The sequence below is a fragment of the Mesorhizobium sp. WSM4312 genome (assembly GCF_002294875.1).
Classification (GTDB): domain Bacteria; phylum Pseudomonadota; class Alphaproteobacteria; order Rhizobiales; family Rhizobiaceae; genus Mesorhizobium.
The window spans coordinates 117,496-141,488 of the sequence record NZ_NSFU01000006.1 but is presented as its reverse complement, the minus strand read 5'-3'; the positions used below and the strand labels follow the sequence as shown (position 1 = coordinate 141,488).

General features: G+C 64.1%; 25 protein-coding genes and 1 tRNA gene. 13 read left to right on the top strand and 13 right to left on the bottom strand.

Features of this window, described 5'->3' with window-relative positions; genetic code table 11:
- Positions 1-8: 8 nt before the first annotated feature.
- Complete coding sequence (locus CK228_RS11390) at positions 9-1,094, bottom strand: ABC transporter ATP-binding protein (RefSeq protein WP_095787915.1); 1,086 nt, start codon at positions 1,092-1,094, stop codon at positions 9-11.
- Positions 1,095-1,257: 163 nt separating this feature from the next.
- Here CK228_RS11390 and CK228_RS11385 point away from each other — a divergent pair, with 163 nt between their 5' ends.
- Together CK228_RS11385 and CK228_RS11380 are read left to right on the top strand one after the other, a co-directional pair.
- Positions 1,258-2,766 carry a multicopper oxidase family protein gene (locus tag CK228_RS11385; RefSeq protein ID WP_095787914.1) on the top strand — a complete coding sequence of 503 codons (1,509 nt, stop codon included), beginning with the start codon at positions 1,258-1,260 and terminating at the stop codon, positions 2,764-2,766.
- A 6-nt stretch (positions 2,767-2,772) separates the two neighbouring features.
- Positions 2,773-3,207 (top strand): YqaA family protein, encoded by a 435-nt coding sequence (locus tag CK228_RS11380; protein ID WP_095787913.1) that lies wholly within the window; start codon positions 2,773-2,775, stop codon positions 3,205-3,207.
- Positions 3,208-3,241: 34 nt separating this feature from the next.
- Here the strand turns inward: CK228_RS11380 and CK228_RS11375 are convergent, their stop codons facing one another.
- The 3 genes from CK228_RS11375 to CK228_RS11365 all read right to left on the bottom strand — a co-directional run bounded on the left by CK228_RS11375 (position 3,242) and on the right by CK228_RS11365 (position 5,244).
- Entirely contained in the window at positions 3,242-3,784 is a 543-nt protein-coding gene (locus tag CK228_RS11375) for a cytochrome b/b6 domain-containing protein (protein WP_245438010.1), read from the bottom strand.
- Positions 3,785-3,919: 135 nt separating this feature from the next.
- Positions 3,920-3,996 (bottom strand) — tRNA-Arg (locus CK228_RS11370).
- 84 nt (positions 3,997-4,080) lie between these two features.
- Positions 4,081-5,244: a M20 aminoacylase family protein gene (locus CK228_RS11365; RefSeq protein ID WP_095772362.1), complete on the bottom strand. Its 1,164-nt coding sequence runs from the start codon at positions 5,242-5,244 to the stop codon at positions 4,081-4,083.
- A 253-nt stretch (positions 5,245-5,497) separates the two neighbouring features.
- Between CK228_RS11365 and CK228_RS11360 the strand changes: the two genes are divergently transcribed.
- Both CK228_RS11360 and CK228_RS11355 read left to right on the top strand, forming a co-directional pair.
- Positions 5,498-6,664 carry a D-alanyl-D-alanine carboxypeptidase family protein gene (locus tag CK228_RS11360; protein ID WP_095787911.1) on the top strand — a complete coding sequence of 389 codons (1,167 nt, stop codon included), beginning with the start codon at positions 5,498-5,500 and terminating at the stop codon, positions 6,662-6,664.
- A 68-nt stretch (positions 6,665-6,732) separates the two neighbouring features.
- The gene (locus CK228_RS11355; RefSeq protein WP_179295880.1) at positions 6,733-7,842 is read left to right on the top strand and encodes a GTP-binding protein; all 1,110 of its coding nucleotides are present in this window, start codon (positions 6,733-6,735) and stop codon (positions 7,840-7,842) included.
- Positions 7,843-7,858: 16 nt separating this feature from the next.
- Here the strand turns inward: CK228_RS11355 and CK228_RS11350 are convergent, their stop codons facing one another.
- The 5 genes from CK228_RS11350 to CK228_RS11330 all read right to left on the bottom strand — a co-directional run bounded on the left by CK228_RS11350 (position 7,859) and on the right by CK228_RS11330 (position 11,816).
- Positions 7,859-8,098, bottom strand: coding sequence for a sulfurtransferase TusA family protein (locus CK228_RS11350; protein ID WP_179295879.1), 240 nt, complete (start codon positions 8,096-8,098; stop codon positions 7,859-7,861).
- Positions 8,099-8,106: 8 nt separating this feature from the next.
- Positions 8,107-9,438 (bottom strand): murein L,D-transpeptidase family protein, encoded by a 1,332-nt coding sequence (locus tag CK228_RS11345; RefSeq protein ID WP_095787909.1) that lies wholly within the window; start codon positions 9,436-9,438, stop codon positions 8,107-8,109.
- A gap of 234 nt (positions 9,439-9,672) precedes the next feature.
- Complete coding sequence (locus CK228_RS11340) at positions 9,673-10,623, bottom strand: acetyl-CoA carboxylase carboxyltransferase subunit alpha (protein WP_095772234.1); 951 nt, start codon at positions 10,621-10,623, stop codon at positions 9,673-9,675.
- Between the two features lie 98 nt (positions 10,624-10,721).
- Complete coding sequence (locus CK228_RS11335) at positions 10,722-11,639, bottom strand: site-specific tyrosine recombinase XerD (protein WP_095787908.1); 918 nt, start codon at positions 11,637-11,639, stop codon at positions 10,722-10,724.
- Between the two features lie 24 nt (positions 11,640-11,663).
- Positions 11,664-11,816, bottom strand: coding sequence for a hypothetical protein (locus CK228_RS11330; protein ID WP_019861463.1), 153 nt, complete (start codon positions 11,814-11,816; stop codon positions 11,664-11,666).
- Positions 11,817-12,027: 211 nt separating this feature from the next.
- Here CK228_RS11330 and CK228_RS11325 point away from each other — a divergent pair, with 211 nt between their 5' ends.
- The 5 genes from CK228_RS11325 to CK228_RS11305 all read left to right on the top strand — a co-directional run bounded on the left by CK228_RS11325 (position 12,028) and on the right by CK228_RS11305 (position 17,215).
- Positions 12,028-12,639, top strand: coding sequence for a shikimate kinase (locus tag CK228_RS11325; protein ID WP_095772363.1), 612 nt, complete (start codon positions 12,028-12,030; stop codon positions 12,637-12,639).
- A complete protein-coding gene (gene aroB / locus CK228_RS11320; RefSeq protein WP_095787907.1) occupies positions 12,636-13,772 on the top strand; it encodes a 3-dehydroquinate synthase in 1,137 nt (378 codons plus the stop codon). Before CK228_RS11325 ends, aroB begins: the two co-directional genes overlap by 4 nt.
- Before the next feature lies 1 nt (position 13,773).
- Entirely contained in the window at positions 13,774-14,658 is an 885-nt protein-coding gene (locus CK228_RS11315; protein WP_095787906.1) for an HlyC/CorC family transporter, read from the top strand.
- Between the two features lie 84 nt (positions 14,659-14,742).
- Positions 14,743-15,543 carry an alpha/beta hydrolase gene (locus CK228_RS11310; RefSeq protein ID WP_095788043.1) on the top strand — a complete coding sequence of 267 codons (801 nt, stop codon included), beginning with the start codon at positions 14,743-14,745 and terminating at the stop codon, positions 15,541-15,543.
- 118 nt (positions 15,544-15,661) lie between these two features.
- Positions 15,662-17,215 carry an acetolactate synthase large subunit gene (locus CK228_RS11305; protein ID WP_095787905.1) on the top strand — a complete coding sequence of 518 codons (1,554 nt, stop codon included), beginning with the start codon at positions 15,662-15,664 and terminating at the stop codon, positions 17,213-17,215.
- A 30-nt stretch (positions 17,216-17,245) separates the two neighbouring features.
- Here the strand turns inward: CK228_RS11305 and CK228_RS11300 are convergent, their stop codons facing one another.
- Positions 17,246-17,548, bottom strand: a complete 303-nt coding sequence (locus tag CK228_RS11300) for a BolA family protein (protein ID WP_095772240.1) — start codon at positions 17,546-17,548, stop codon at positions 17,246-17,248.
- A 159-nt stretch (positions 17,549-17,707) separates the two neighbouring features.
- Here CK228_RS11300 and CK228_RS11295 point away from each other — a divergent pair, with 159 nt between their 5' ends.
- From CK228_RS11295 to CK228_RS11280, 4 genes are all read left to right on the top strand, one after another.
- Positions 17,708-18,337 (top strand): J domain-containing protein, encoded by a 630-nt coding sequence (locus CK228_RS11295; protein WP_019861454.1) that lies wholly within the window; start codon positions 17,708-17,710, stop codon positions 18,335-18,337.
- A 123-nt stretch (positions 18,338-18,460) separates the two neighbouring features.
- Positions 18,461-19,447 carry a cobaltochelatase subunit CobS gene (gene cobS / locus CK228_RS11290; RefSeq protein WP_027047444.1) on the top strand — a complete coding sequence of 329 codons (987 nt, stop codon included), beginning with the start codon at positions 18,461-18,463 and terminating at the stop codon, positions 19,445-19,447.
- A gap of 11 nt (positions 19,448-19,458) precedes the next feature.
- Positions 19,459-21,357, top strand: a complete 1,899-nt coding sequence (gene cobT, locus CK228_RS11285; protein ID WP_095787904.1) for a cobaltochelatase subunit CobT — start codon at positions 19,459-19,461, stop codon at positions 21,355-21,357.
- A complete protein-coding gene (locus CK228_RS11280; protein ID WP_095787903.1) occupies positions 21,354-22,382 on the top strand; it encodes an esterase-like activity of phytase family protein in 1,029 nt (342 codons plus the stop codon). The genes cobT and CK228_RS11280 overlap by 4 nt, the downstream gene beginning before the upstream one ends.
- Before the next feature lie 67 nt (positions 22,383-22,449).
- Here CK228_RS11280 and CK228_RS11275 read toward each other — a convergent pair whose 3' ends face one another.
- From CK228_RS11275 to rpmB, 3 genes are all read right to left on the bottom strand, one after another.
- A complete protein-coding gene (locus CK228_RS11275) occupies positions 22,450-23,136 on the bottom strand; it encodes a spermidine synthase (protein ID WP_095787902.1) in 687 nt (228 codons plus the stop codon).
- A 3-nt stretch (positions 23,137-23,139) separates the two neighbouring features.
- Positions 23,140-23,511: a hypothetical protein gene (locus CK228_RS11270; RefSeq protein ID WP_095787901.1), complete on the bottom strand. Its 372-nt coding sequence runs from the start codon at positions 23,509-23,511 to the stop codon at positions 23,140-23,142.
- A gap of 153 nt (positions 23,512-23,664) precedes the next feature.
- On the bottom strand, positions 23,665-23,961 hold the full coding sequence (gene rpmB, locus CK228_RS11265) for a 50S ribosomal protein L28 (RefSeq protein WP_010911765.1): 297 nt from the start codon (positions 23,959-23,961) through the stop codon (positions 23,665-23,667).
- Positions 23,962-23,993: the final 32 nt, after the last annotated feature.

Sequence of the window (23,993 nt, the reverse complement as noted above, 5' to 3'; positions counted from 1 at the left end):
CGGCAGGTTCAGGCCCCGTCAGCGCCCGCGTGCCAGGCCGATCCGTCCGCGGCGAAGAGATGCAAGGCCGTGGTGTCGAGCTTCAGCCGAACGGCGTCGCCCGGTTTGACGCTCGAAAGCCCACGGTCCTGTGCCGTGACCTGCGTCCCATCCGCAAGCCGCGCATAGACCAGCGTTCGCTCGCCAAGGCGCTCGACGACGGTGGCCGTGGCCGATGTTTCACCGCCTTCGGCGACGACAGTCAGCGATTCCGGCCGCACGCCGAGTTCGCGCCAGTCCATGTTGACCTGCGCGCCGCGAAGTTCGACCAGCGATCCGTCAGTCAAGCGCGCATTGAGCCTGTCGCCCGAGCCCGAAACCGTGACAGGCAGAATGTTCATCGCCGGAGACCCGACGAAGGTCGCGACGAATCGCGACGCCGGACGTGCATAGACATCGACGGGTCTGCCCATCTGCTCTATCCGGCAATTGTTGAGGATGACAATGCGGTCGGCGAGCGTCATCGCTTCCACCTGGTCGTGGGTGACGTAGATCATCGTCGACTTCAAACGCTGATGCAGTTCGGCAAGCTCGACACGCGTGCGGGCTCTAAGCGCCGCGTCCAGATTGGAGAGCGGCTCGTCGAACAGGAATGCCTTGGGCTCCTTGACGATCGCACGCCCGATGGCCACGCGCTGGCGCTGCCCGCCAGAGAGCTGCGACGGCCGCCGCTGAAGCAGCCCTTCGATCTCCAGGATACGCGCAGCCTCAGCGATCCGTTGGCGTATGACATCCGGCGCGACCCGAATGTTCCTCAGCCCAAAGGCCATGTTCTCCGCGACCGTCATATGCGGGTAAAGCGCATAGTTCTGGAAGACCATCGCAACGTTGCGCCTGCCCGGCGCAAGGTTCTCCGAGCGCACCCCGTCGATCGTCAGCGTGCCTTCGTCAATGCTTTCGAGGCCGGCGATCATCCGTAGCAGCGTCGTCTTGCCGGAACCGGACGGACCGAGAAACACGACCAGCTCTCCTGGCTCTATGTCCAAGCTCACGTCGCGGATCACCTCGACTGTGCCAAAGTGCTTTGATACGCCCGAAAGCGCGATTCCGGCCATGCCTGCGATCCTTCTTTCCTACATAATTTCGGATAAATACCCGATGTCAAGGAACTATGGGCGCCGTGTCGATCAGGCGGCCCAAACGCCGCATTGACGTGGCCAGGCATCGGCAGTCTCCTAGGACCCTTGGGTGTTCAACGACTGGTCGAGGAAACGAAAGATGCATCGGCGAGGTTTTCTGGCGGCAGGTCTTGCGACGGTTCTTGTGAGCAAGCGTGCCGTCGCGCAGATGAAGATGGACGACATGCCCGGCATGGATATGGGCGTTCAAGCAGGCCACGACATGGCCGCCGTGCCACAAGGCACGGTGGTTCTGCCCGAGGGCGAGGCGCTGCGCGAATTATCCCTGCTGGCGAACCAAGCCAGCAGGCCGGGCCTGTTCAAGGCGACGCTGACGGCCGGGTCCGCCACGGCACGTTTTGCGGAGGGATTGGACACGCCGATCCTCGCTTACAACGGCACCAGCCCCGGACCGCTGATTGAGGCAGTCGAGGGCGACCGCGTCGAGATCACCTTCGCCAACCGGATCGCGAACGAGGCAAGCACCATTCATTGGCACGGCATGCCGGTGCCGGCCGATCAGGACGGCAACCCGATGGACCCGGTCGTCGCCGGCACCGACCGCACCTACAGTTTCGATCTGCCGGAAGGCAGCGCCGGCTCCTATTGGTATCACCCGCATCCGCACGGCAAGACCGCCGAGCAGGTCTACCGCGGCCTTGCCGGCGCGTTCGTGGTCAAGCCGAAGGCCGATCCGATCCCGGCCGCCTATGGCGATACCGTGCTGGTGTTCACCGACCTGCGCCTTGCGGCCGATGGCAGCTTGCCCGACAACACGATGACGGACCTGATGAACGGGCGCGTCGGCGACCATGTGCTGGTCAACGGCCAGAAGAATCCCACACTGACGGTGCCCTTTGGTGCGAAGCGGCGCTTCCGGCTTTACAATGCGACCAACGCGCGCTTTCTGCGGCTCTCCTTTGACGGCGCGGCGATGACAATCATCGGAACCGACGGCGGTCTGCTGGAGACCCCGGTCGCGGCCGGCGACATCCTGCTCAGCCCGGCGGAACGGCTCGAACTGGTCGTCTCTTTCGACAAGCCCGGCGCGGCCGCGCTTACCACGCAAGATTATGACCGCGGCTGGATGGGTCCCGGGCGACCAGCCGATGCCGGACTGACGTTGCTGACGGTCAATGTCTCGCAGACCGAGGCGGACCCAGTTCCGCCACTTCCCGACAGGCTGCGGCCGATCGCGCAACTCGGCGCTCCGGCTGTCAGCCGCCGGTTCGTCTTCACCGAAACCATGGCCATGAACGCCAGCGGCATGGAGATGGGCTTCCTGATCAACGGCGCCGCTTTCGACATGAAGCGCATCGACGTCGTCGCCAAGGCCGGTCAGGTCGAACTCTGGGAGATCGTCAACGAGGCGGACATGGATCATCCATTCCATGTGCATGGGACGCAGTTCCAGGTGATCGAACACGAACGCGGCGGCAACGTATCAAAGCCGGCCTATCGCGCCTGGAAAGACACCGTCAATGTCGCGCGCGGGGAGACGGTAAGGCTGCTGCTGCGGCAGGACCGGCCGGGGCCGAGGATGTATCACTGCCATATCCTCGAGCATGAGCAGCTCGGCATGATGGGCGTAGTCGACGTGCAGGCATAGTCCAGCGTGGCGGCGCTCTATGGCGCACTGTTCCTCAGCGCCTTCCTCGCCGCAACCGTCCTGCCGGTTTCGTCGGAGGCGGTGCTCGCCGGCCTTGTCGTCTCGGGCCGCGGTGACCCCTGGCTGCTCCTTATGGTGGCAACGATCGGCAACACGCTCGGCTCCGTGTTGAACTGGGTTCTGGGGCGTGGCATTGACGGGCTGCGCAACAGGCGCTGGTTTCCGGTCACCGCCGATCGCTACGAGCAGGCGTCTCGAACGTTCCGGCGCTTTGGCGAATGGACACTGTTGTTTGCCTGGCTGCCGGTTGTCGGAGATGCTCTCACCCTTGCCGCGGGCGCTGCGCGTACGAACCTCGGTGTGTTCGTCGCTCTTGTCGCGACAGGCAAGGCTGCACGCTATGCGGTGATCGTCGCGGGAGGGTTGTGGGCGACGGCGTGAGCCATCTCCACATCATCGACCGCAAGCAGCATTGTCATCCGTGCGAGGCCGTTTTCGGCCGGCCGAAGACCATGCTTCGCATGACGCCATCGCTCAACAGCCCCAAATGCACCGTGGCAGCCAGGACGTGAATGCCGACAAGTCCAAGCATTATCCAGACCAGCTTCTGATGCACGAACGCGAAACCCCTTGCCGACAGCGCGCCAACCGATGGTGCCAGCGGCACGGGCAAGGTTCCAAAAAGCCGTGCGGGGGGCATGAAAGGCATTGGCCGGTAGCCCAGCCATCCCGTTATCAGGACGGCGAGGATGGTGACGTAGAGTAACATGTGGAAGAAAGCCGTCGCGAACCGCACGAACCGTGAGGTTGGCCTGGCCGGGGCCCGGGTGAAGCTGCGCCAGCAAAGCCTGAGGACGATGATGGCCAGGATCGTCGCGCCGATCGACATGTGAAGCGGCAGCCAGTTCATCATCGCCATGCCCGGCCCCCGCATCGGCCCGAAGGCAATGGCGATTTGCGCCGCGAGCGCCGCCACGGTCAGCCAGTGCAGCAGACGAATGCCGAAATGCCAATGCAAGCGAGGTTTCCCGCTCACCTTCGCGGTCCGACATCTATCAAGGGGGCGCATGAGGGCGTGATGTCTTCGTCCTCTTCAACGGACCTGATTTCGCAAAGAGGTACAGGGCCTCTTCGCCAAGCACTTGAAAATACATGGTGATCCCGACAGGAATCGAACCTGTGACCTACAGATTAGGAATCTGCCGCTCTATCCTACTGAGCTACGGGACCACGCGGCCCGACACATAACCGCTTCGGGCCGTTTCGCCAAGAGGCCGGCCGCATGCAATCGGCCGGCCTCTTGTGCAGTGCTCATCACGCGGCCAGCGCGGTTTCCGCCAGCTTCACCCAGTAGCTCATGCCGTGCGGGATGGCCTCGTCGTTGAAATCGTAGGCCGGGTTGTGAAGACCGGCGGTGTCGCCATTGCCGATGAAGATGAAGGCGCCGGGGCGGGCTTCCAGCATGTAGGAGAAATCCTCGCCGCCCATCACCGGCTGGATGCCGCGGTGGACATGGGCGTCGCCGGCGACATCGGCCGCTATATCGCTGGCAAACACCGTCTCATCGGCATGGTTGAAGGTCACGGGGTAGTTTGCCTGGTAGTCGATCTCGATCTTGGCGCCGAAAGCGGTCGCCAGGCCGTCACAGATGGTGCGGATGCGCTCTTCGGATTTCTTGGCGATCTCCTTGCGCAAGGTGCGCACGGTGCCGGCGATCTCCGCCGATTCCGGGATGATGTTGTAGGCGTCGCCGGCATGGAACTTGGTCACCGACACCACCACGGCCTCGACCGGATCGGTGCTGCGCGAGGCGATCGTCTGCAGCGCGCCGACCAGCTGGCTGGTGATGACGATCGGGTCGATCGTGCCGTGCGGCATCGCGGCGTGACCGCCCTTGCCTTTCACGGTGATGGTGAATTCGGCCGTCGCCGCCATGATGGGGCCAGGACGGATGGCGAACTGGCCGACGGGCAGGCCCGGCATGTTGTGCATTCCGAACACCTTGGAGATGTCGAATCGCTCCATCATGCCGTCCTTGACCATCTCGTTGCCGCCGCCGCCGCCTTCTTCCGCCGGCTGGAAGATCACCGCCACGGAGCCGGCGAAGTTGCGCGTCTCGGCGAGGTATTTCGCGGCACCCAAAAGCATCGCCGTGTGGCCGTCATGGCCGCAGGCGTGCATCTTGCCGGGAACGGTCGAGGCATAGGGCTTGCCGGTGATTTCGTTGAGCGGCAGCGCATCCATGTCGGCGCGCAGGCCGATGGTGGCGCCTTCGCCTTGGCGGCCGCGTATGATGCCGACGACGCCGGTCTTGCCGAGACCGCTGACCACATCGTCGCAGCCGAACTCTTTCAGCTTTTCGGTGACGAAAGCCGCCGTCTTGAAGACATCGAAGTTCAGCTCCGGCGTCTGGTGCAGATGCCGGCGCCAGCCGGCGACTTCGTCCTGCATTTCAGCGGCGCGGTTCAGGATTGGCATGATGGTTCCATTCGTTGTTGGAGCAGCCGGCTTCAGCCTGGTCTTCTGCAATTGTGCCCGGGGTTTTGCAATTGTGCCGGGGCTTTGGAATTGTGATTGTCAGGCACTTTGCCATGTTGGCGTCACATAGGGTAAATAGCACCGCACCGATGTGGTCCGTTTTTGAGGGTCGGACTCATTGTGCTGGCGGTCGCGTAACGAAATCTTACGGAGCCAGGGGCAATCAGGGCAAGAGGCGATTTCGGATTAGATCATGCGGCACAGGCATTTCCTCAAACTATTCTCGGCTGGCGCGATCATGCTGTCGGTCCTGGCCGGACCGGCGCTGGCCAATCCGGTGGTTGTCTTCGATTTGAAGAACGGCCAGATCCTGCAGCACCAGGATGCCTTCAAACGCTGGTATCCGGCCTCGCTGAGCAAGCTGATGACCGCCTATGTGACCTTCCGGGCGATCGCGGCCGGCGAGGTCCAGCTTGATTCGCCGATCAAGGTGACCAAGCACTCGGCCGGTGAGCCGCCAAGCAAGATGGGTTTCAAGCCGGGCTCGGTGATGCGGCTCGACAATGCGCTGAAGATGATGCTGGTCAAATCGGCCAATGACATCGCCATGGCTGTCGGCGAGAATGTCGGCGGCTCGCAGGCCGCCTTCGCCGAAAGGATGAATGCTGAAGCCGCACGGCTCGGCATGAACGGCACCCATTTCGTCAATCCGAACGGCCTCTATTCGCCCGACCAGTACACGACGGCGCGCGACCTCGCCGTGCTGGTGATGGCGATCCGCCGCGAGTTCCCGCAATATGCGCCGTGGTTCTCGATCGAAGGTCTTGCGGTCGGCAAGAAGGCCATTTCGAACTACAATCTGCTGATCGGCCGCTATCCCGGCGCCGACGGCATGAAGACGGGCTTCGTCTGCCCTTCCGGCTTCAACATGATCGGTTCGGCGACGCGCAACGGCCGCACGCTGGTCGCGGTTGTGCTGGGCGAGAAGTCGGCGGTCAGCCGCGCCGAAACCGCGGCAAAACTGCTCGACCAGGGGTTTGACACGCCCACGGCCGGTTCGGCCACCGTCGCCACGCTGGCGCCCTATGGCGACACGGTTTCGCCCAACGACATGCATGACGAGGTCTGCAAGAAGAAGACGAAGGAGGAGCAGTCCGAGGCGCCGCCGGCGGCCGCTGCCAAGGACGCGCCGAAATCGCCCTATCAGGAAAAGCTCGACCATGTGCCGACGCTGGTCGCCGTTGGCCTCGGCGGCGCCACCGGCCCGGCGCCGAAGGCGATGCTCGACCAGGGCGGCCAGGAATATGCCGACGTGCCGATCCCGAGCTGGCGGCCCGATCGGCCGACGCCGACGGGCTCCGGTCCGGCCGTTGCCGGTTCCGCCGCGCAGGGCGACCAGCCGGTCAAGGTCGCGAACTAGAGCATGATCCCGAACAGTGGAATCCGGTTTTCGGAAAAGATCATGCTCAAACAAAGAGACAGAGCCTGATGAATGGGTTTCCGATCCCCGTCTCGGTGCTGACCGGCTTCCTCGGCGCCGGCAAGACGACACTGCTCAACCGGCTGCTGAAGGACCCGGCGCTGGCCGACACCGCGGTCATCATCAACGAGTATGGCGAGGTGGCGATCGACCATTTGCTGGTCGAGCAGGCTTCCGACGGGATCATCCAGCTTTCCGACGGCTGCCTGTGCTGCACCGTGCGCGGCGAACTGGTCGATACGCTGGCCGATTTGGTCGACCGGCTGCAGACCGGCCGTATCGCCCGGCTTGCCCGCGTCATCGTCGAGACCACGGGTCTGGCCGACCCGGCGCCGGTGCTGCAGTCGATCATGGCGCATCCTGCGCTCGTCCAGGCTTTCCGGCTCGACGGCGTCATCACCCTGGTCGATGCGGTCAATGGCAATGCCACGCTCGACGCCCATGTCGAGGCGGTCAAGCAGGTCGCCGTCGCCGACCGCATCGTGCTCAGCAAGGCCGACTTGGTGACGGATGCCGGCGATCTCGACACGCTGCGGGCGCGCCTGCGGCAGATCAATCCGGGTGCCGAACTGCTTGATGCCGGCCATTCAACGACCGGCGTGGCGGCGCTGTTTGATTGCGGCCTCTACAATCCCGCCACCAAATCCGCCGATGTGCGCCGCTGGCTCGGCGAGGAAGCGGCGCATGACCACGACCATCACCACGATGGTCATGACCATGATCACAGTCATGGGCATGGCCATCGCCACGATTCCCGCGTGCGCTCCTATTCGCTCGTCCATGACGGTCCGGTGCCGTTTTCAGCGATAGAAATGTTCCTCGACCTGTTGCGTTCGACGCATGGCGAGAAGCTGCTGCGCATGAAGGGCGTGATCGAACTCAGCGAAGATCCGTCACGCCCGCTGGTCATCCACGGCGTGCAGAAGATCCTGCATCCGCCGGCAAGGTTGCCCGCCTGGCCGGACGGCCAGCGCGGCACGCGGCTGGTGCTGATCACGCTCGACATGCCGGAAGACTATGTGCGCAGGCTGTTCGCCGCCTTCACCAACCGGCCGTCGATCGACACGCCCGACCGGGCGGCGCTGGAAAACAATCCGCTGGCGATCGCCGGAAGATAGCGCTTCACACTGAAATTCAGATGGTCCCGCCGCGCTCGACCAGGAACCGATGGCCGCCTGATACCGCCGCTGTTTCAATCAGCTGGTGGCCGGCATCCGAGCAAAAGGCGGGAATATCGATGACGGCGAGCGGGTCGGTGGTCTCGAGCCAGAGCCGGCTGCCCGGCTGCATTCCCGCCAGCCGCTTCTTTGCCTTCAGTACCGGCAAAGGGCAGTTCAGCCCTTTCAGGTCGTAGACAGCGGTCCCCCCGGCCAAGACCAAGCTCAGCCGCCGAACATGCCGAGCAGCTTGTTCTTCAGCTTGGTCACCCGGCTCTCATCGGCGCTCGCTGCCTGCGTTTCGGCTTCCGGCGCGGCCTCCGTCGGGGCGGCTATGGTGGCGGTGGCGACCGGGGCTTGCTTAGCGGCCTTGGCCGCTTCCTTTGCCGCCACGGCTTGCGCCTTGGCCGCTTCCTTTTCGGCCAGCGCCTGTGCCTTTGCGGCCTCCTTGGCTTGCTTGGCGGCCTCTATGGCGGCCAGCCTCTGCTCCTCGGCCTTCTGCTTGGCGGCCTTTTCGGCGTCGAGTGCCGCCATCTTGCGACCGGCCGGCGAATCGATGCGGCCCATGCGCGCCGTTTCGGTCACCGTACCGTCATTGTTGAGCGAAGGCGGATCGATCGGCACGCGCTCGCCGCGCGCCCGGCGCTTCGACCAGTCGGAGACGATGCTGGCTTCCTTGATGCCGGCGATGGTCGGCTTCGGTGGCGGCACGCTTGCCTTGAGCGCGCTGTTGAAGGCCGCGTCATAGGTGCTCTGATAGGCGTTGTAGGCGCTCTTCAGCGAGTCCGGCTGGGTGGTTGCCGGGCATGGTCCGGTCGGATCGAATGTCTGGCCATCGGCGGCGACCTGGTTGAAGACGTAGCGCTTCTCGCAGACATCGACCTTCGGCGGTACCTTGGTGACCTCGAAATTGTCGTAGCCGACCTTCAGCATCTTCCAGAACTCGTAGTTCGGGTCGCTGCGATAGCGGGCCATGTTGGCGGCGGTCATGCGGAATGGGAAGGCCTGGACCTGGAACTCGGTCTGGCCGCCCTGGAAAGCGTCGCGGCCGAAGGCATAGATCTGCTCGATCTGCGCGTCGGTCATCGAATAGCAACCCGAGGATGAACAGGCGCCATGCACCATCAGGTTCTGGCCGGTGCGGCCGTTGGCGCGGTCATAGGCGTTGGGAAAGCCGATGTTGAAGGACAGATGGTAGTTCGAGCGCGGATTCATCTGCGACGGGCGGACCGTGTAGAAGCCTTCAGGCGCCTGGCGGTCGCCTTCGGTGTATTTGGGACCGAGCTTGCCCGACCATTTGCAGATGTCGTAGCTCGCCACCATGTCGTAGCGGCCATTGGTCTTGGCCTTCCAGATCTCGAGCTTGCCCTCTTCCTTGAAGATGCGCGCCATCACCGAGGAGGTGCGCACCATGCCCTTGGCCTTCATGTCGGCAAGGATCTTGTCCGGCAGCGGCTTGTTGGCTTCCGGGGCAAAGTCCTTCATCGACGAATCATTGCAGCCGGCGATGGCTATCGAGGCGGCGAGGACTCCGGTGCGGGCGAGCTTGGCAAACATGGATACGGCTATGTCTTTTCCCTCGGGCCAATGGCTGCGAAACTGCCGAGCCCATATGCTGAACACCGACGGACCGTAAGCCCGTTAACCTTGAAAATTCCTTACCGCAAGCTTCGACCAACCCCTCACGGCAATTTCATTGAACCGAATCCGGCGGCATTTTTGTGGCGAAATTGCACATTGCCGCCACATTGCCCCGCGCGCGGGGCTTCCAATGGCCTTGTCCGGATGCCGTCAGAGGCTGCGGCCCATCGCCAGATATTTCTCGCGGCGCTGTTCGCGGAAATCGGTGTTGGCGCCGGCAAATTCCTTCATCGTCCTGGCAATGAGGTCGCCGGTCGCGGCAATGACCGTTTCGGGCGCGCGCTGGGCGCCGCCCATCGGCTCGGGGATGATGGCGTCGATGATCTTCAGTTCCAGAAGATCCTGCGCGGTGATCTTCATGTTGGTCGCCGCGTCCTTGGAGCGTGTGGTGTCGCGCCAAAGGATCGAGGCCGCCCCTTCCGGCGAAATCACCGAATAAATGGCGTGTTCGAGCATGTAGACACGGTTGGCGGTGGCGATGGCGATGGCGCCGCCCGAACCGCCTTCGCCGATCACCACCGAGATCGACGGCACCTTCAGCGCAAGGCAGGCCGAGGTCGAGCGGGCAATGGCTTCGGCCTGGCCACGCTCCTCGGCTCCGACGCCGGGATAGGCGCCTGCCGTGTCGACCAGCGTCAACAGAGGGATCTTGAAGCGGTCGGCCAGTTCCATCAGCCGCACCGCCTTGCGGTAGCCTTCCGGGCGCACCGAACCGAAATTGTGCCTCAGGCGGCTGGTCGTGTCCGAGCCCTTCTCCTGGCCGATGATCGCGACGGGCTCGCCGCGAAAGCGGGCAAAACCGCCAACGATCGCCTGGTCCTCGCCGAAATTGCGGTCGCCGGCGAGCGGCGTGAAGTCGCTGAACAGGCCCTTGATGTAGTCGACGCAGTGCGGCCTGTCGGAATGGCGGGCCACCTGCACTTTCTGCCAGGGCGTCAGCGCCTTGTAGAGATCGCGCAGCGCGTCGCGCGAACGCTTCTCCAGCCGGGTGATCTCATCGGCGACATCGACCGCTTCGCCATTCTCGGCAAGCTTCTTGAGCTCGAGGATCTTGAGCTCGAGATCCTGCACCGGCTTTTCGAAATCGAGGTAATTGTACATGCTTGAGCGGACCGATACGTCGGAAGGCAAGGACTGCGGAACCCTTGAAACCAAGGCCCCCGGCGGTGAAATGTCGTCCTCACATAGCGATATGAGGCCTAGTCGGCAAGCGGATGATGATCGTTGACCAGCCGCACCAGCCGCTCCTCCAGCACATGGGTGTAAATCTGTGTCGTCGATATGTCGGCATGGCCAAGCAGCTGCTGCACCGCCCTGAGATCGGCGCCGTTCTGCAGGAGATGGCTGGCGAAAGCATGGCGCAGCACATGCGGCGATATCTTCGCCGAGGCGATGCCCGCCCGCGCCGCCAGCCGTTTCAGGTCGCGGGCAAAGACCTGGCGCGAGAGGTAGCCGCTGTCGGACGCTGCCGGAAACAGGAACGGGCTTTCGGCGAAAGCGGCCACGTCGGCCCGGGCGGCAAGCCAGGCGCGCATCGCCACCCGCGCCTTGGCCGACAGCGGCACCATGCGTTCCTTGTCGCCCTTGCCGCGCACCATGAAGAAACGGTCGTCGCGCTGCGCCACCGTCGCCGGCAGGCCGACCAGCTCGGAAACGCGCAGGCCGGTGGCGTAGAGCACCTCGACCAGCGCATGCAGGCGCAGCGCGGCCAGCCTGTCACTGTAGCCGAGCCCGGCGTCGCCGGCTTCCACCGCGGCGCGGTCGATCAGCCGGCCGGTCTCGGCCTCGCTCATCGTCTTGGGCAGCGGACGGCCTTTTTTCGGGCTGTCCAGCGTGCCGGTCGGGTCGTCGATGCGCAGGCCCTCGGCGTAGAGGAATTTGAAGAACTGGCGTATCGCCGACAGTTTGCGCGCCTGCGACGTCGGCGCGAAGCCGCGCGCCGCGATATCGTCGAGATAGGCACGGATATCGGCGGCGGCAGCACCGGCAAGCCCGCCATCGATCCCGCTCGAAGCGTCTTCGAGGTCACGTCGGTAGGAGGACAGCGTGTTTTCGGCGGCGCCGCGCTCGGCGCTCATCATTTCCAGGAAGGCCTCGATGCGGGCGGCGCTGTTCATCCTCGGGGATCAGCTTTTCTTCTGTCAGTTTTTCTTGGGGTTCAGCTTTTCCGGCGGGATGCGCACGCTCATCTCCGCTTTTTTGGGCTCGACGAACATTACCAATGCGAACATCGTACCATAGGCAATGCCGGCCAGAATCGCGAGGATCACGACAAAGCGAAACAGTGTCGGCATCAATTTTCGCCCGTCTTCTTGTTCTGCGTTTCCAAACCCTGTGCCCTTATGGGACGCCAATCCGACCAATTCAAGGAAGAAGCGGAGGCCTGTCGGCAACTTCTGATGCAGGCATCCTCCGCCCGATATAAGCTTGCCTATACTCGGCACGCTTGACGCAAACCGGCTTTTCATGTCGATACGCCGGCAAAGAGGGCCCAAGAAACAACTGATGAACGCGCACCAGGCAAATCCTCCAGGCGAGAGCCACGCCGCGCTGCTTGGCCGGCTGGGCAGCCGGTCCATCGTCTTTGTCGGCCTGATGGGCGCCGGCAAGACGGCGATCGGGCGCAAGGTGGCCACGATGCTTTCGCTGCCTTTCATCGACAGCGACCAGGAGATCGAAAGCGTCTCGCGCATGACCGTGCCGGAGCTGTTCGAACGCTATGGCGAGACCGAGTTCAGGGCCCTGGAACAGCGCGTCATCCTGCGCGTGCTTGAGAATGGCCCGCAGGTGCTTTCGACCGGCGGCGGCGCCTTCATGAACGCGCAGACGCGCGAGGCCATCGCCGGCCATGGCGTCTCGGTGTGGCTGAAGGCCGAGCTCGATCTTCTGATGGACCGGGTTTCGAAGAAGCAGAACCGGCCGCTGTTGAAAAGCGCCGATCCCCGCGCCGTGCTGGAGCGACTGATGGGCGAGCGCTATCCGGTCTACGCGACATCAGATGTTACGGTGCCGACCCGCGACGACCGCAAGGAGGTCATCGCTGCCGAGGTGCTGAACGCGCTGTGCCGGCATTTCGGCATCGATGAAATTGCAGCGACGGGCGAGATCGAATCGTGAGCGTGGACCAGCCAGTCACCGTCGAAGTCGGCCTTGGCGACCGCGCCTACGACATATTGATCGGCTCCGGCCTTCTGTCGCGCGCCGGCGAGGAGATTGCGCGCCGGCTGCCGGGTACGCATGCGGCTGTCGTCACCGACGAGAATGTCGCCGCCGCGCATCTCGATACGCTGAAGGCAGGGCTCGAGAAGGGTGGCATCCAACCCACCGTCATCACGATGCCGCCTGGCGAGAAGACCAAGAGCTTTGCCCATCTCGAAGAGGTGGTCGACGGCGTTCTGGCCGCCAGGCTGGAGCGTGGCGACGTCGTCGTCGCGCTGGGCGGCGGCGTCATCGGCGATCTCACCGGTTTTGCCGCCGGCATCGTGCGGCGCGGCATGAATTTCGTGCAGATCCCGACCTCGCTGCTGGCGCAGGTCGATTCCTCTGTCGGCGGCAAGACCGGCATCAACAGCCCGCGCGGCAAGAACCTTGTCGGCGTCTTCCTGCAGCCGAAACTGGTGCTGGCCGACACGGAAGTGCTCGACACGCTGCCGATCCGCGAATTCCGCGCCGGCTACGCCGAACTCGCAAAGTACGGGCTGATCGACCGGCCGGAACTTTTCGCCTGGCTTGAGGCGAACTGGCAAAAAGTGTTCGCCGGCGGGCCGGAGAGGGCGCAGGCGATTGCCGAAGCCTGCCGTGCCAAGGCCGATGTCGTCGCCCGCGACGAATTCGAGACCGGCGACCGGGCGCTGCTCAATCTCGGCCACACATTCGGCCATGCGCTCGAAGCCGCCACGCAGTATGACGGCGCCCGGCTCGTCCATGGCGAGGGGGTCGCCATCGGCATGGCGCTGGCGCATCGCTTCTCCTCGCGGCTCAATCTGGCCAGCCCCGACGACGCGGCACGCGTCGAGACGCATCTGCGCGCGGTCGGTCTGCCGTGGCGGATGGCCGATATTCCGGGTGAATTGCCCGATGCCGAGGCGCTGCTTTCCTTCATCACCCAGGACAAGAAGGTGTCGCGCGGCGCGCTGACCTTCATACTGACGCGTGGCATCGGCCAGGCTTTTATCGCCAAGGACGTTCCGGCTTCGGAAGTGCTGTCGTTCCTGCGGGAAAACCACCCAGCCAGCCGGAAAGCCGGCTGAAATGGACAATGGCTGGATCGTCGTCGCCGTTCTTGCCATCCTCATCCTGCTGGTCGCTGCCGTGCGCACACGCCTTCTCGCCATGTTCGGCTATGAGCTGTCGCGCATCGAGCCGCAGCGCTCGAGCCAGGATGAGTTGCGCGGTGCTGTCGACGATTTCCGCCGCGACGGCCAGGTGGTGCGCGAGGACCGCGACCGTATCGGCGGCCTGTTCGACCTCGAAGAGCTCGAAGTCTCCGATATCATGGTCCACCGCACCAACATGCGCTCGGTCAATGCCGACAACGCCCCGGAAGCGGTGGTGCGCGAGATCCTGCAGAGCCCGCACACCCGCATGCCGCTGTGGAAGGGCTCGCTCGACAACATTGTCGGCGTGCTGCATGCCAAGGATCTGCTGCGCGCGCTGAACGAAGTCGGCAACGACTTTTCCAAGATCGACGTGATGAAGATCGCCTCGAAGCCCTGGTTCGTGCCCGATACCACAACCTTGCAGGAACAGCTCAACGCCTTCCTGCGCCGCAAGGCGCATTTCGCCGTCGTCGTCGACGAATATGGCGAGGTCGAAGGGCTGGTGACGCTGGAGGACATCATCGAGGAGATCGTCGGCGAGATCGCCGACGAGCACGATGTCGATATCCAGGGCGTCAAGCAGGAGGCCGACGGCTCCGTTGTCGTCGACGGCAATGTGCCGATCCGCGACCTGAACCGGGCGCTCGACTGGAACCTGCCGGACGAGGAGGCGACCACGATTGCCGGCCTCGTCATCCACGAGGCGCAGTCGATCCCCGAGGAGAAGCAGGCTTTCACCTTCCACGGCAAGCGCTTCATCGTCATGAAGCGCGACAAAAACCGGATTGCCCGGTTGAGGATCAGGCCGATCGCGTAGCGCCACTTTGGCCACCTTACTGATCCTTCATTGGAACTTCGCGGCGTCCCGGTGCATTTTGCGCCGGGCGGTCAGGAGAAGATGATGATCGATCGGCGAACCTTGCTTCTGGCTTCGATGGCGGCTTTCCTGCCGGCCACGACGCTCGCGCGCCAATCCTCACCATCTCCCAAAACCTTCGACTACGGACCGGCCAAGCTCGACATCTATGCGCCCGACGGCGCAAGCGGGTTGCCTGTCGTCTTCTTCGCCCATGGCGGGGCCTGGGAGTTCGGCAAGCGCAGCCAGGTCGGCGCCAAGCCGGCCTTCCTGCTCGCCAACGGCTTCTGCTTCGTCTCCATCGACTACCGCATGCTGCCCGAGGCCGATGTCACCACGCAGGCCAGTGACGTCGAAAAGGCCTATGCCTATGTCAGCGCAAATATCGCCAAGCATGGTGGCGACCCCAAGCGCGTTGTCGGCATGGGCCATTCCGCCGGCTGCCATCTGATCGCGCTGACCGGCATGCGCGGCGGGCTGCCCGGCGTCGCCGGCCTGCTTCTCGACGACACCAGGGCCTATGATCTTGCGGCGCTTGAGAAGAATGGCCGCATGGTGCGTGCCTATGCGCGGGTCTTTTCCGACCCTTCGCAATGGGCGGCACTTTCGCCCGCCAGCTATGTCGATGGCCGCAAGCATCCGCCGACCTTCATCGCGTATTCGGGGGCGTCAGGCCGTGGCGAGGAGTCGAAAGCCTTCGCCGAGCGCTTGCGCGCCACGGGCGCCGCGGTCACGCTGTTCGACGGCAGCGCCTATACGCACATGTCGATCAACCGCGATTTCGGCAGGGATGGCGACGCGCTGACCGCTGCCGCCCTGGCCTTCCTGAAATCGACGGTCGGCTGATCCCGTCGACTTCCGCTCGCCAGCTTCTGCAACTGGATCATGCCAAAAGCGGCGGCGGGATATTGCCGTGCGGACATCCCTAAGTGCAATTGGTCCTCATGACTTGGAGAAAAATTGCATGAATGGCGCCGATGTCCTGTGCGACGTGCTGCTGGCCAATGATGTGACGGTCTGCTTCGCCAATCCCGGCACCTCCGAAATGCATTTCGTTGCGGCACTCGATCGCAAGCCTGAGATGCGCTGCGTGCTTGGCCTGTTCGAGGGCGTGGTGACGGGCGCGGCCGACGGCTATGCGCGCATGACTGACCGCCCGGCAGCGACTTTGCTGCACACCGGTCCGGGCCTCGCCAATGGGCTGGCCAACATGCACAACGCCCGGCGTGCGTTCAGCCCGACGATCAACATCGTCGGCGACCACGCTTCCTATCATTTGCCGCTCGACGCGCCGCTCACCAGCGACATCGAAGGCCTGGCGGCGCCGATGTCCAACTGGGTTCGCCGCATCGCCGGGCCGGCCGATGTCCAGCCGGCCACGGAGGCGGCCTTCCGCGCCTCGCTGACGCCGCCGGGGGTCACGACGCTGATCCTGCCGGCGGATGCCGCCTGGGGCGATGCTGCCCCGGCCTCGCCGGGCAAGGTCATCCTTTCGCCGCCACCGGCCGTCGATAGCGACGCCGTGCGCGCGACCGCCGCGGCGATCCGTGCGGCTCCGGGCCGTGTCGGCATGATCGTTCGCGGGCGAGCGGCGCGCGCCGATGCGCTCGAGATCGCCGGCCAGATCTCGACGGCCTGCGATGTGCGCCTGTTCAGCGAGGTCCTGATCGCCCGGATGCAGCGCGGGCGCGGGCGCGTCGCGCCGACACGCATCCCCTATCCGATCGATGCGGCGACGGCGCTGCTGGCGGATATCGACGTGCTGGTGCTGGTCGGCGGCAAGGAGCCGGTTGCCTTCTTCGCCTATCCGGGAAAACCGGGACGGCTTGTGCGTGACGGCTGCCAGGTGCTGACGCTCGCTGCCCATGGGCAGGACCTGCATGCGGCGCTGGAAACGCTGCGCGACGAACTCGGCGTCAAACCATCGCAACCGACTGACTTCGCAACCGCTTTTCCCGACGAGGCCACGCCGAGCGGCGGGCTGACGGAGGACGCCATCGCGCAGTCGGTGGCGCGCAAGCTGCCGGATAATGCGATCGTCTGCGACGAAGCAGTCACTTCGGCACGGCGTTTCTTCGCCCTGTCGGCCTTTGCCGCGCCGCATGACTACCTGATGGGCACCGGCGGATCGATCGGCGGCGGCATCCCGATGGCGACAGGAGCGGCGATCGCCTGTCCCGACCGCAAGGTGATCAATCTGGAGGCCGACGGCAGCGGCATGTACACCGTGCAGGGCCTGTGGACGCAGGCGCGGGAAAATCTCGACGTGATGACGATCGTCTTTTCCAACCGCACCTACGCGATCCTGCATGGCGAGATGAAGAATGTCGGCGTCAACGCGATCGGCGAGAATGCCAGGCGCATGCTCGACCTCGACCATCCCGCGCTCGACTGGGTGTCGCTGGCCAAGGGCATGGGCGTGGAGGCGGCGCGGGCCGACACATGCGAGCGGTTCGACGCGCTGCTGGACAGTGCCCTGTCACGGCGCGGGCCGTTCCTTATCGAAGCAGTGATCTGACCGCGCCGCGGAGGGTCGGGGCGGATTGAGCTACCAGCGGATCTTTTCGCCGGGCGCCGCCGGTTCGATCGCCAATGCATGAACGCCGGCCTTCAGTTCGTCGGCGAGCAATTCGTTGACGGCGCGGTGGCGGTCGATGCGGCTCATGCCGGTAAAGGCGGACGAGACGACGCGAACGCGAAAATGCGTCTCGCCGGTGCCGTCATAGGCGCCATGGTGGTCCGAGCCATGGTGATGGTGGCCGGCGTGGAGATGGCTTTCGTTGATGATGACCAGCCGCTCCGGCGAAAATGCCTTGTTGAGCTTGTCTTCCATGGTCGCCTGTATGGACATTGCCGTCTCCGTTCACCACATGTGGCTGGCGCGCCAGCCTCGGGGGCCGCTATTGCGCAACTAAATCCGCAATTCGCCTGCTTTATGCCGCGATTCAGCGGTTAGGGCGATGATCGCGGAAATGTCAATTCTTGTTTCGCATCTGCGAACGCCCCATAAATGGGTGAAATGAAGCCGTACCCCAAATATTTCGAGAAGATTCGCATCCGCCCGGAGAAGGATGCGGAGCTGAAGTCGCACTCGCCGATCTGCCAGTGGGACGGCTGCAAGGAGCCTGGCACCCATCGCGCGCCGGTCGGGCGCATGAAGGAGGGCGAGTATTTCCGCTTCTGCTTCGATCATGTGCGCGAGTACAACAAGGGCTTCAACTACTTCTCCGGCGTGCCGGACACCGAGGTCGCGCGCTTCCAGAAGGAGGCCATGACCGGCCATCGGCCGACCTGGAAGATGGGCGTCAACGGCGCCTCGACACGTTCGTCACCCGATATGGCGCAGATGCGCTCCGGCCGTGCCGGCTATTACAACCGCATGCGCGACCCGTTCGACCTGTTCAAGGGGCCGAAGGATCCGCGCGAGGCGCGCGAGCGCAAGGCCAAGCCGCTTGAGGCCAAGGCGCTGGAAACGCTTGGCCTTGATACAAAGGCGACTGGCAAGGATATCAAGGCGCGCTATAAGGAACTGGTGAAACGCCACCATCCGGATGCGAATGGCGGCGACAGAGGTTCGGAAGACCGGTTCCGCGATGTGCTGCAGGCCTATCGCGTGCTCAAACAGGCGGGCCTGTGCTGAGCGACCCTACGGTTTGTGTCGCTTTCCAACTTTCATAAGGTTGGAAAAGGCTCTAAGACCGCCCCCGAACAAAATCGATTGCCGGCGAAACGGGACGTTTCGCCCGTGGAGACGTTGAGAGATATGAACAAGGTCGATCGCGACATCGCCAACCTGCCCGACACGACGGTGTCGGTGAAGGACAAATTCGGCTTCGACTCCAAGATGGTGGTGCCGGCCTATTCGGTGACATCAGAACATGTGCCTGACGTCGATCCGGACTATCTGTTCGACAAGGCAACGACGCTGGCGATCCTGGCGGGCTTTGCCTACAACCGCCGCGTCATGGTGTCGGGCTATCACGGCACCGGCAAGTCGACCCATATCGAACAGGTCGCCGCCCGTCTCAACTGGCCTTGCGTGCGCGTCAACCTCGACAGCCATGTCAGCCGTATCGACCTCGTCGGCAAGGACGCGATCGTCGTCAAGGACGGGTTGCAGATCACCGAATTCCGCGACGGCATCCTGCCCTGGGCCTACCAGCACAATGTCGCGCTCTGCTTCGACGAATACGATGCCGGCCGTCCGGACGTGATGTTCGTCATCCAGCGCGTGCTGGAATCGTCGGGCCGGCTGACGCTGCTCGACCAGAGCCGAGTCATCCGTCCGCATCCGGCCTTCCGGCTGTTCTCGACCGCCAACACGGTCGGCCTCGGCGACACCACCGGCCTCTATCACGGCACGCAGCAGATCAACCAGGCGCAGATGGACCGCTGGTCGATCGTCACCACGCTGAACTACCTGCCGCACGACAATGAAGTGAACATCGTGCTGGCCAAGGCCAAGCACTATCGCGACAACAAGGGCAAGGACATCGTCAACAAGATGGTGCGCGTCGCCGACATGACGCGCTCGGCCTTCATCAATGGCGATCTGTCGACCGTGATGAGCCCACGTACCGTCATCACCTGGGCCGAGAACGCCGAGATTTTCGGCAATATCGGCATGGCGTTCCGGCTGACCTTCCTCAACAAGTGCGACGAGCTGGAGCGCTCGGTGGTGGCCGAGTTCTACCAGCGCGCCTTCGGCGAGGATCTGCCCGAGAGCGCAGCCAACGTGGTGCTGGGCTAAGCAGAGCCTCGATGGCGGGTCCGGGCGACAACACGCGCAACAAGTCGAAGACGGGGTCTGAAGCCGACAGCTTCAAGCGCGCCGTCACCGTCTGCATGCGCGCCATTGCCGGCGACAAGGACATGGAAGTCGGCTTCGCCAAGGACAGGCCGGCGCTCGCCGGCAGCCGGGCGCGCTTGCCGGAACTTCCGAAGAAGGCATCGAAGACCGATATCGCGATCACCCGCGGCCTCGGCGATTCCATGGCGCTGAAGCGCGCCTGCCATGATGCGCGCATCCACACCAAGCTGGCGCCGGAAGGCAAGGCGGCGCGCGCCATCTATGACGCGGTCGAGCAGGCCCGTGTCGAGGCGATCGGCAGCCGCGCCATGCAGGGCGTTGCCGACAATATCGGCTCGATGCTGGAGGACAAATACGCCAAGGCCAACCTTGTCGATGTCAAGGACAAGGCCGACGCTCCGATCGAGGAAGCGCTGGCGCTCATGGTGCGCGAGAAGCTGACCGGCCGGGCGGTCCCGAAAAGCGGCGAGCGGCTGGTCGAGCTCTGGCGTCCCTGGGTCGAGGAAAAGGCCAAGGCCGACCTCGACGGCCTGTCGGCCAAGCTCGACGACCAGCAGGCGTTCGCCCGCGTCGTGCGCGAGATGCTCGCCTCCATGGAGATGGCCGAGGAACTCGGCGACGACCAGGAGACGGAAGATTCCGAGGACAATGACGACAACCAGCCGCAAGGCGAGGAGCAGAGCGAGGAGGGCGGGGAAGACGATTCCGGCTCCGAGCAGTCGCAGTCCGAGGACGCCGAGGCTTCGGCCGATGACGAGCAGTCGTCCGAGACGGAAGCCTCCGACGCCACCGCCGACGATCTGTCCGATGACGACGATGCCGACGCCGAAACGCCCGGCGAGGCGCGCCGCAACGACAACCCCTTCACCAATCTGCCGAAGGAAATCGACTACAAGGTCTACACCGCCGCTTTCGACGAGACGGTCGGCGCCGAAGAGCTTTGCGAAGAGGAAGAGCTCGACCGGCTGCGCGCCTTCCTCGACAAGCAACTGGCCAATCTGTCTGGTGTCGTCGGGCGGCTGGCCAACCGGCTGCAGCGTCGGCTGATGGCGCAGCAGAACCGGTCGTGGGATTTCGACCTGGAAGAGGGCTATCTCGACCCGGCGCGGCTGGTGCGCGTCGTCATCGACCCGATGCAGCCGCTGTCCTTCAAGCAGGAACGCGACACCAAATTCCGCGACACGGTGGTGACGCTGGTGCTCGACAATTCGGGCTCGATGCGCGGCCGGCCGATCACGGTCGCCGCCACCTGCGCCGACATTCTTGCCCGTACGCTGGAACGCTGCGGCGTTTCGGTCGAGATCCTCGGCTTCACGACGCGGGCGTGGAAGGGCGGGCAGGCGCGCGAGAAGTGGCTGAAGGACGGCAAGCCGCCGAACCCCGGCCGCCTCAACGATCTGCGCCACATCATCTACAAGTCGGCCGACCATCCGTGGCGGCGGGCACGGCGCAATCTCGGCCTGATGATGCGCGAAGGCCTGCTCAAGGAAAACATCGATGGCGAGGCACTGCTGTGGGCGCACAACCGCCTGATCGCCCGGCCCGAACAGCGCAAGATCCTGATGATGATCTCGGACGGCGCGCCGGTCGACGATTCGACGCTTTCGGTGAATCCCGGCAATTATCTCGAACGCCATTTGCGCGCCGTCATCGAGCTGATCGAGACGCGCTCTCCGGTGGAGCTGCTGGCCATCGGCATCGGCCATGACGTTACGCGCTATTATCGCCGCGCCGTCACCATCGTCGATGCCGAGGAACTGGCCGGCGCCATGACCGAGCAACTGGCCTCGCTGTTTGCCGAGGAAAGCGCGCGCGACACGCGGCGCGGCGGCATGCGGCGCGCCGGATGATCCTTTCGCGCGGCGGGTTTCGGCAAACGCTCTTCGCCGCCATCGCCCTGTTCGCCGGCGTGGCTTCGGCGCCAGCCGGTGCGGTTGGCTCGGCCTCGGTTGAACCCATCGAGGTTTCGTCCCGCCCGATCACCGAGTTCCGCATTGGCCGGACCGACAAGCAGTTCGGCGCGCTCGAATTCGTCGGCGGGCTGGAAATGACCTCGAAATTGCGTGATTTCGGCGCGCTGTCGGCCCTCCGCTTTCTGAAAGCGGGCAGCGATTTCATCGGCGTGGCCGACACCGGCTACTGGTTTTTCGGCACGGTGGCCCGCGATGCCGACAGGCGGCCCGTGGGCATCCAGAACTTCCGCATGCAGCAGATGGTCGACCAGGGCGGCCAGCCGATCGACGAGAAATGGGAAGTCGACGCCGAAGGCCTCGCGGTCAAGGATGGCATCGCCACCGTCGGCTTCGAGCGCAACCACCGCATCGCCCAGTTCAAGATCGATCCGACTGATATGAAGGCGCCGTACCGCCAGCTGGATTTCCTGGTGCCGGCGCGCGAGCTGCGCCAGAATCGCGGCTTCGAGACCGTTACCCATGCCAATGCCAACGGCCAGCATCAGGGCGGTCTGGTCGTGGTGTCAGAGAAAAGCCTCGACAGAGCCGGCAACATCTACGCCGCCATCATCGAAGGGCCGCACAAGGGCGTCTTCACCGTCAAGCGCAACGGCGACTTCGACATCACCGACGGCGCCTTCCTGCCGGACGGCGACCTTTTGCTGCTGGAGCGCAGTTTCACCATGGCGGGCGGGCTCAAGATGCGGCTGCGGCGCATCCATGGCGAGAGTGTCGAGAAGGGCGCCGTCGCCGACGGACCCGTGCTGCTGGACGCCGACATGGGCTACCAGATCGACAATATGGAAGGTCTCGACGTCTGGACGCGCGATGACGGCGCGGTGATGGTGTCGCTGATCTCCGACGACAACCACTCGATCCTGCAGCGCAACCTCTACCTGGAATTCGTCCTGCACCAGGACTGAGAAGCGGTCCAACTGCCAAGCTGAAGCGTTTTCAACGGCGGGTTCGGTTTGGGCGGGTTCGATCTGGTCAGGCGCCTTCCCGGGAGTCGTTGGTGGCGATCCAGATGACGTGGCGCGCGCCGCGCTTGCCGTTGGCGCGCGTGTTGACCTCCTCCACGGCGAAGCCTGCCTGCTTCAGCCGCCGCGTGAAGCCGCTGTCAGGTCCTTGCGACCACACCGCCAGCACGCCGCCCGGCTTGAGGGCGGTGCGTGCGGCGCCGAGGCCCGCGAGGCTGTAGAGCGCGTCGTTGCCCTTGTGGACGATGCCTTCGGGGCCGTTGTCGACGTCGAGCAGGATGGCGTCCCAGGTCGCGGACCCAGACCGGATCAATTGCCCGACATCGGTCTCATGGATGGCGACGCGGGGGTCGTCGAGACAGCCGCCAAACACCTCCGCCATCGGGCCGCGTGCCCAGGCGACGACCGCCGGCACCAGTTCCGCGACAATGATGCCGGTATCCTTGCCAAGTTCGGCCAGAGCGGCGCGCAATGTAAAACCCATGCCGAGGCCGCCGATCAGGATCCTCGGCTGGCGATGGCCCGCAATCCTTTGGCACGACAGTTTCGCCAGCGCTTGCTCGGAGCCGCTGAGGCGGCTGTTCATCAGTTCGTTGGTGCCGAGCATGATCGAGAATTCGCTGCCGCGACGCTTGAGGCGAAGTTCCTGGACACCATCCCCGGTCTTTGCCGAATCGAGGTGAACCCAGGGGATCATGGTTTAAACGGCCAGCGCCGGCTGGCTCCAGCGAGCGGCGAGCAGCCGATAAGGGATGAGCGCGACCACCGCGATGATCAGCTTCACCGAGAGATCGCCCAGCGCCCAGGAAACCCAGCGCATGGCCTCGACGTGGAAGACGCCCATCAGCGGCGCCGTCTCGAGCGCGAAACTGTCGTTCGGGCCCGCAAAAGCGAAAGCGGCCGAGAAAGCGACGGTGAAGAACACCATGGTGAAAGCCCCCCAGGTCAAAAGGTCGGCCAGCGACAGGCCGCCGATCTGGCCCTGCATCGGGAACTGCACGAGAATGTTCGATGCCACGACGACAAGCGCCATGGCGGCCACGAAGGGCAGATATCGCGAGAAGGAAGTCATTTTTTTATCCTGGGTAATGGAACCAGAGGAGCATCATGCCCATCGGGCGCTGCTCGCTTCGTAGTCGAGCACCGGATTGTCGAACCTTGCGGATCCATCCGATGCTCAAGGCCAACAAAGTTGGCCCGGGCGGTCCCCCGCCTTTATACGATGTCAGGCAGCGACCTGTTCGGCCAGCTTCTTGGCAATCTGCTTCTTCAGCAGGCGCGCGCGCTGCGACAGCTCCTTGACGTCGGCCTTGGCCAGGAAGGCGTCGAGGCCGCCGCGATGTTCGACCGAACGCAGTGCGTTGGCCGAAATGCGCAGGCGCACATTCTGGTTCAGCGCTTCCGAGATCAGCGTCACATTGACGAGATTCGGCAGGAAGCGACGCTTGGTCTTGTTGTTGGCGTGGCTCACATTGTTGCCGGTCTGGACTGCCTTGGCAGTGAGTTCGCAGGTGCGGGACATAATTCTAACCTTCAATTCTCTCGGGACCTGCC

Bases quoted from the DNA above. Each gene is read 5' to 3' on its own strand.
- CK228_RS11305 (WP_095787905.1), top strand. From the start codon at position 15,662: ATGAATGGCGCCGATGTCCTGTGCGACGTGCTGCTGGCCAATGATGTG.
- CK228_RS11340 (WP_095772234.1), bottom strand. From the start codon at position 10,623: ATGTACAATTACCTCGATTTCGAAAAGCCGGTGCAGGATCTCGAGCTC.
- cobT (WP_095787904.1), top strand. From the start codon at position 19,459: ATGGCGGGTCCGGGCGACAACACGCGCAACAAGTCGAAGACGGGGTCT.
- CK228_RS11365 (WP_095772362.1), bottom strand. From the start codon at position 5,244: ATGCCAATCCTGAACCGCGCCGCTGAAATGCAGGACGAAGTCGCCGGC.
- CK228_RS11270 (WP_095787901.1), bottom strand. From the start codon at position 23,511: ATGACTTCCTTCTCGCGATATCTGCCCTTCGTGGCCGCCATGGCGCTT.
- CK228_RS11295 (WP_019861454.1), top strand. From the start codon at position 17,708: ATGGGTGAAATGAAGCCGTACCCCAAATATTTCGAGAAGATTCGCATC.
- CK228_RS11355 (WP_179295880.1), top strand. From the start codon at position 6,733: ATGAATGGGTTTCCGATCCCCGTCTCGGTGCTGACCGGCTTCCTCGGC.
- CK228_RS11390 (WP_095787915.1), bottom strand. From the start codon at position 1,094: ATGGCCGGAATCGCGCTTTCGGGCGTATCAAAGCACTTTGGCACAGTC.
- rpmB (WP_010911765.1), bottom strand. From the start codon at position 23,961: ATGTCCCGCACCTGCGAACTCACTGCCAAGGCAGTCCAGACCGGCAAC.
- cobS (WP_027047444.1), top strand. From the start codon at position 18,461: ATGAACAAGGTCGATCGCGACATCGCCAACCTGCCCGACACGACGGTG.
- CK228_RS11345 (WP_095787909.1), bottom strand. From the start codon at position 9,438: ATGTTTGCCAAGCTCGCCCGCACCGGAGTCCTCGCCGCCTCGATAGCC.
- CK228_RS11300 (WP_095772240.1), bottom strand. From the start codon at position 17,548: ATGTCCATACAGGCGACCATGGAAGACAAGCTCAACAAGGCATTTTCG.
- CK228_RS11280 (WP_095787903.1), top strand. From the start codon at position 21,354: ATGATCCTTTCGCGCGGCGGGTTTCGGCAAACGCTCTTCGCCGCCATC.
- CK228_RS11330 (WP_019861463.1), bottom strand. From the start codon at position 11,816: ATGCCGACACTGTTTCGCTTTGTCGTGATCCTCGCGATTCTGGCCGGC.
- CK228_RS11275 (WP_095787902.1), bottom strand. From the start codon at position 23,136: ATGATCCCCTGGGTTCACCTCGATTCGGCAAAGACCGGGGATGGTGTC.
- CK228_RS11385 (WP_095787914.1), top strand. From the start codon at position 1,258: ATGCATCGGCGAGGTTTTCTGGCGGCAGGTCTTGCGACGGTTCTTGTG.
- CK228_RS11360 (WP_095787911.1), top strand. From the start codon at position 5,498: ATGCGGCACAGGCATTTCCTCAAACTATTCTCGGCTGGCGCGATCATG.
- CK228_RS11310 (WP_095788043.1), top strand. From the start codon at position 14,743: ATGATCGATCGGCGAACCTTGCTTCTGGCTTCGATGGCGGCTTTCCTG.
- CK228_RS11335 (WP_095787908.1), bottom strand. From the start codon at position 11,639: ATGAACAGCGCCGCCCGCATCGAGGCCTTCCTGGAAATGATGAGCGCC.
- CK228_RS11315 (WP_095787906.1), top strand. From the start codon at position 13,774: ATGGACAATGGCTGGATCGTCGTCGCCGTTCTTGCCATCCTCATCCTG.
- CK228_RS11325 (WP_095772363.1), top strand. From the start codon at position 12,028: ATGAACGCGCACCAGGCAAATCCTCCAGGCGAGAGCCACGCCGCGCTG.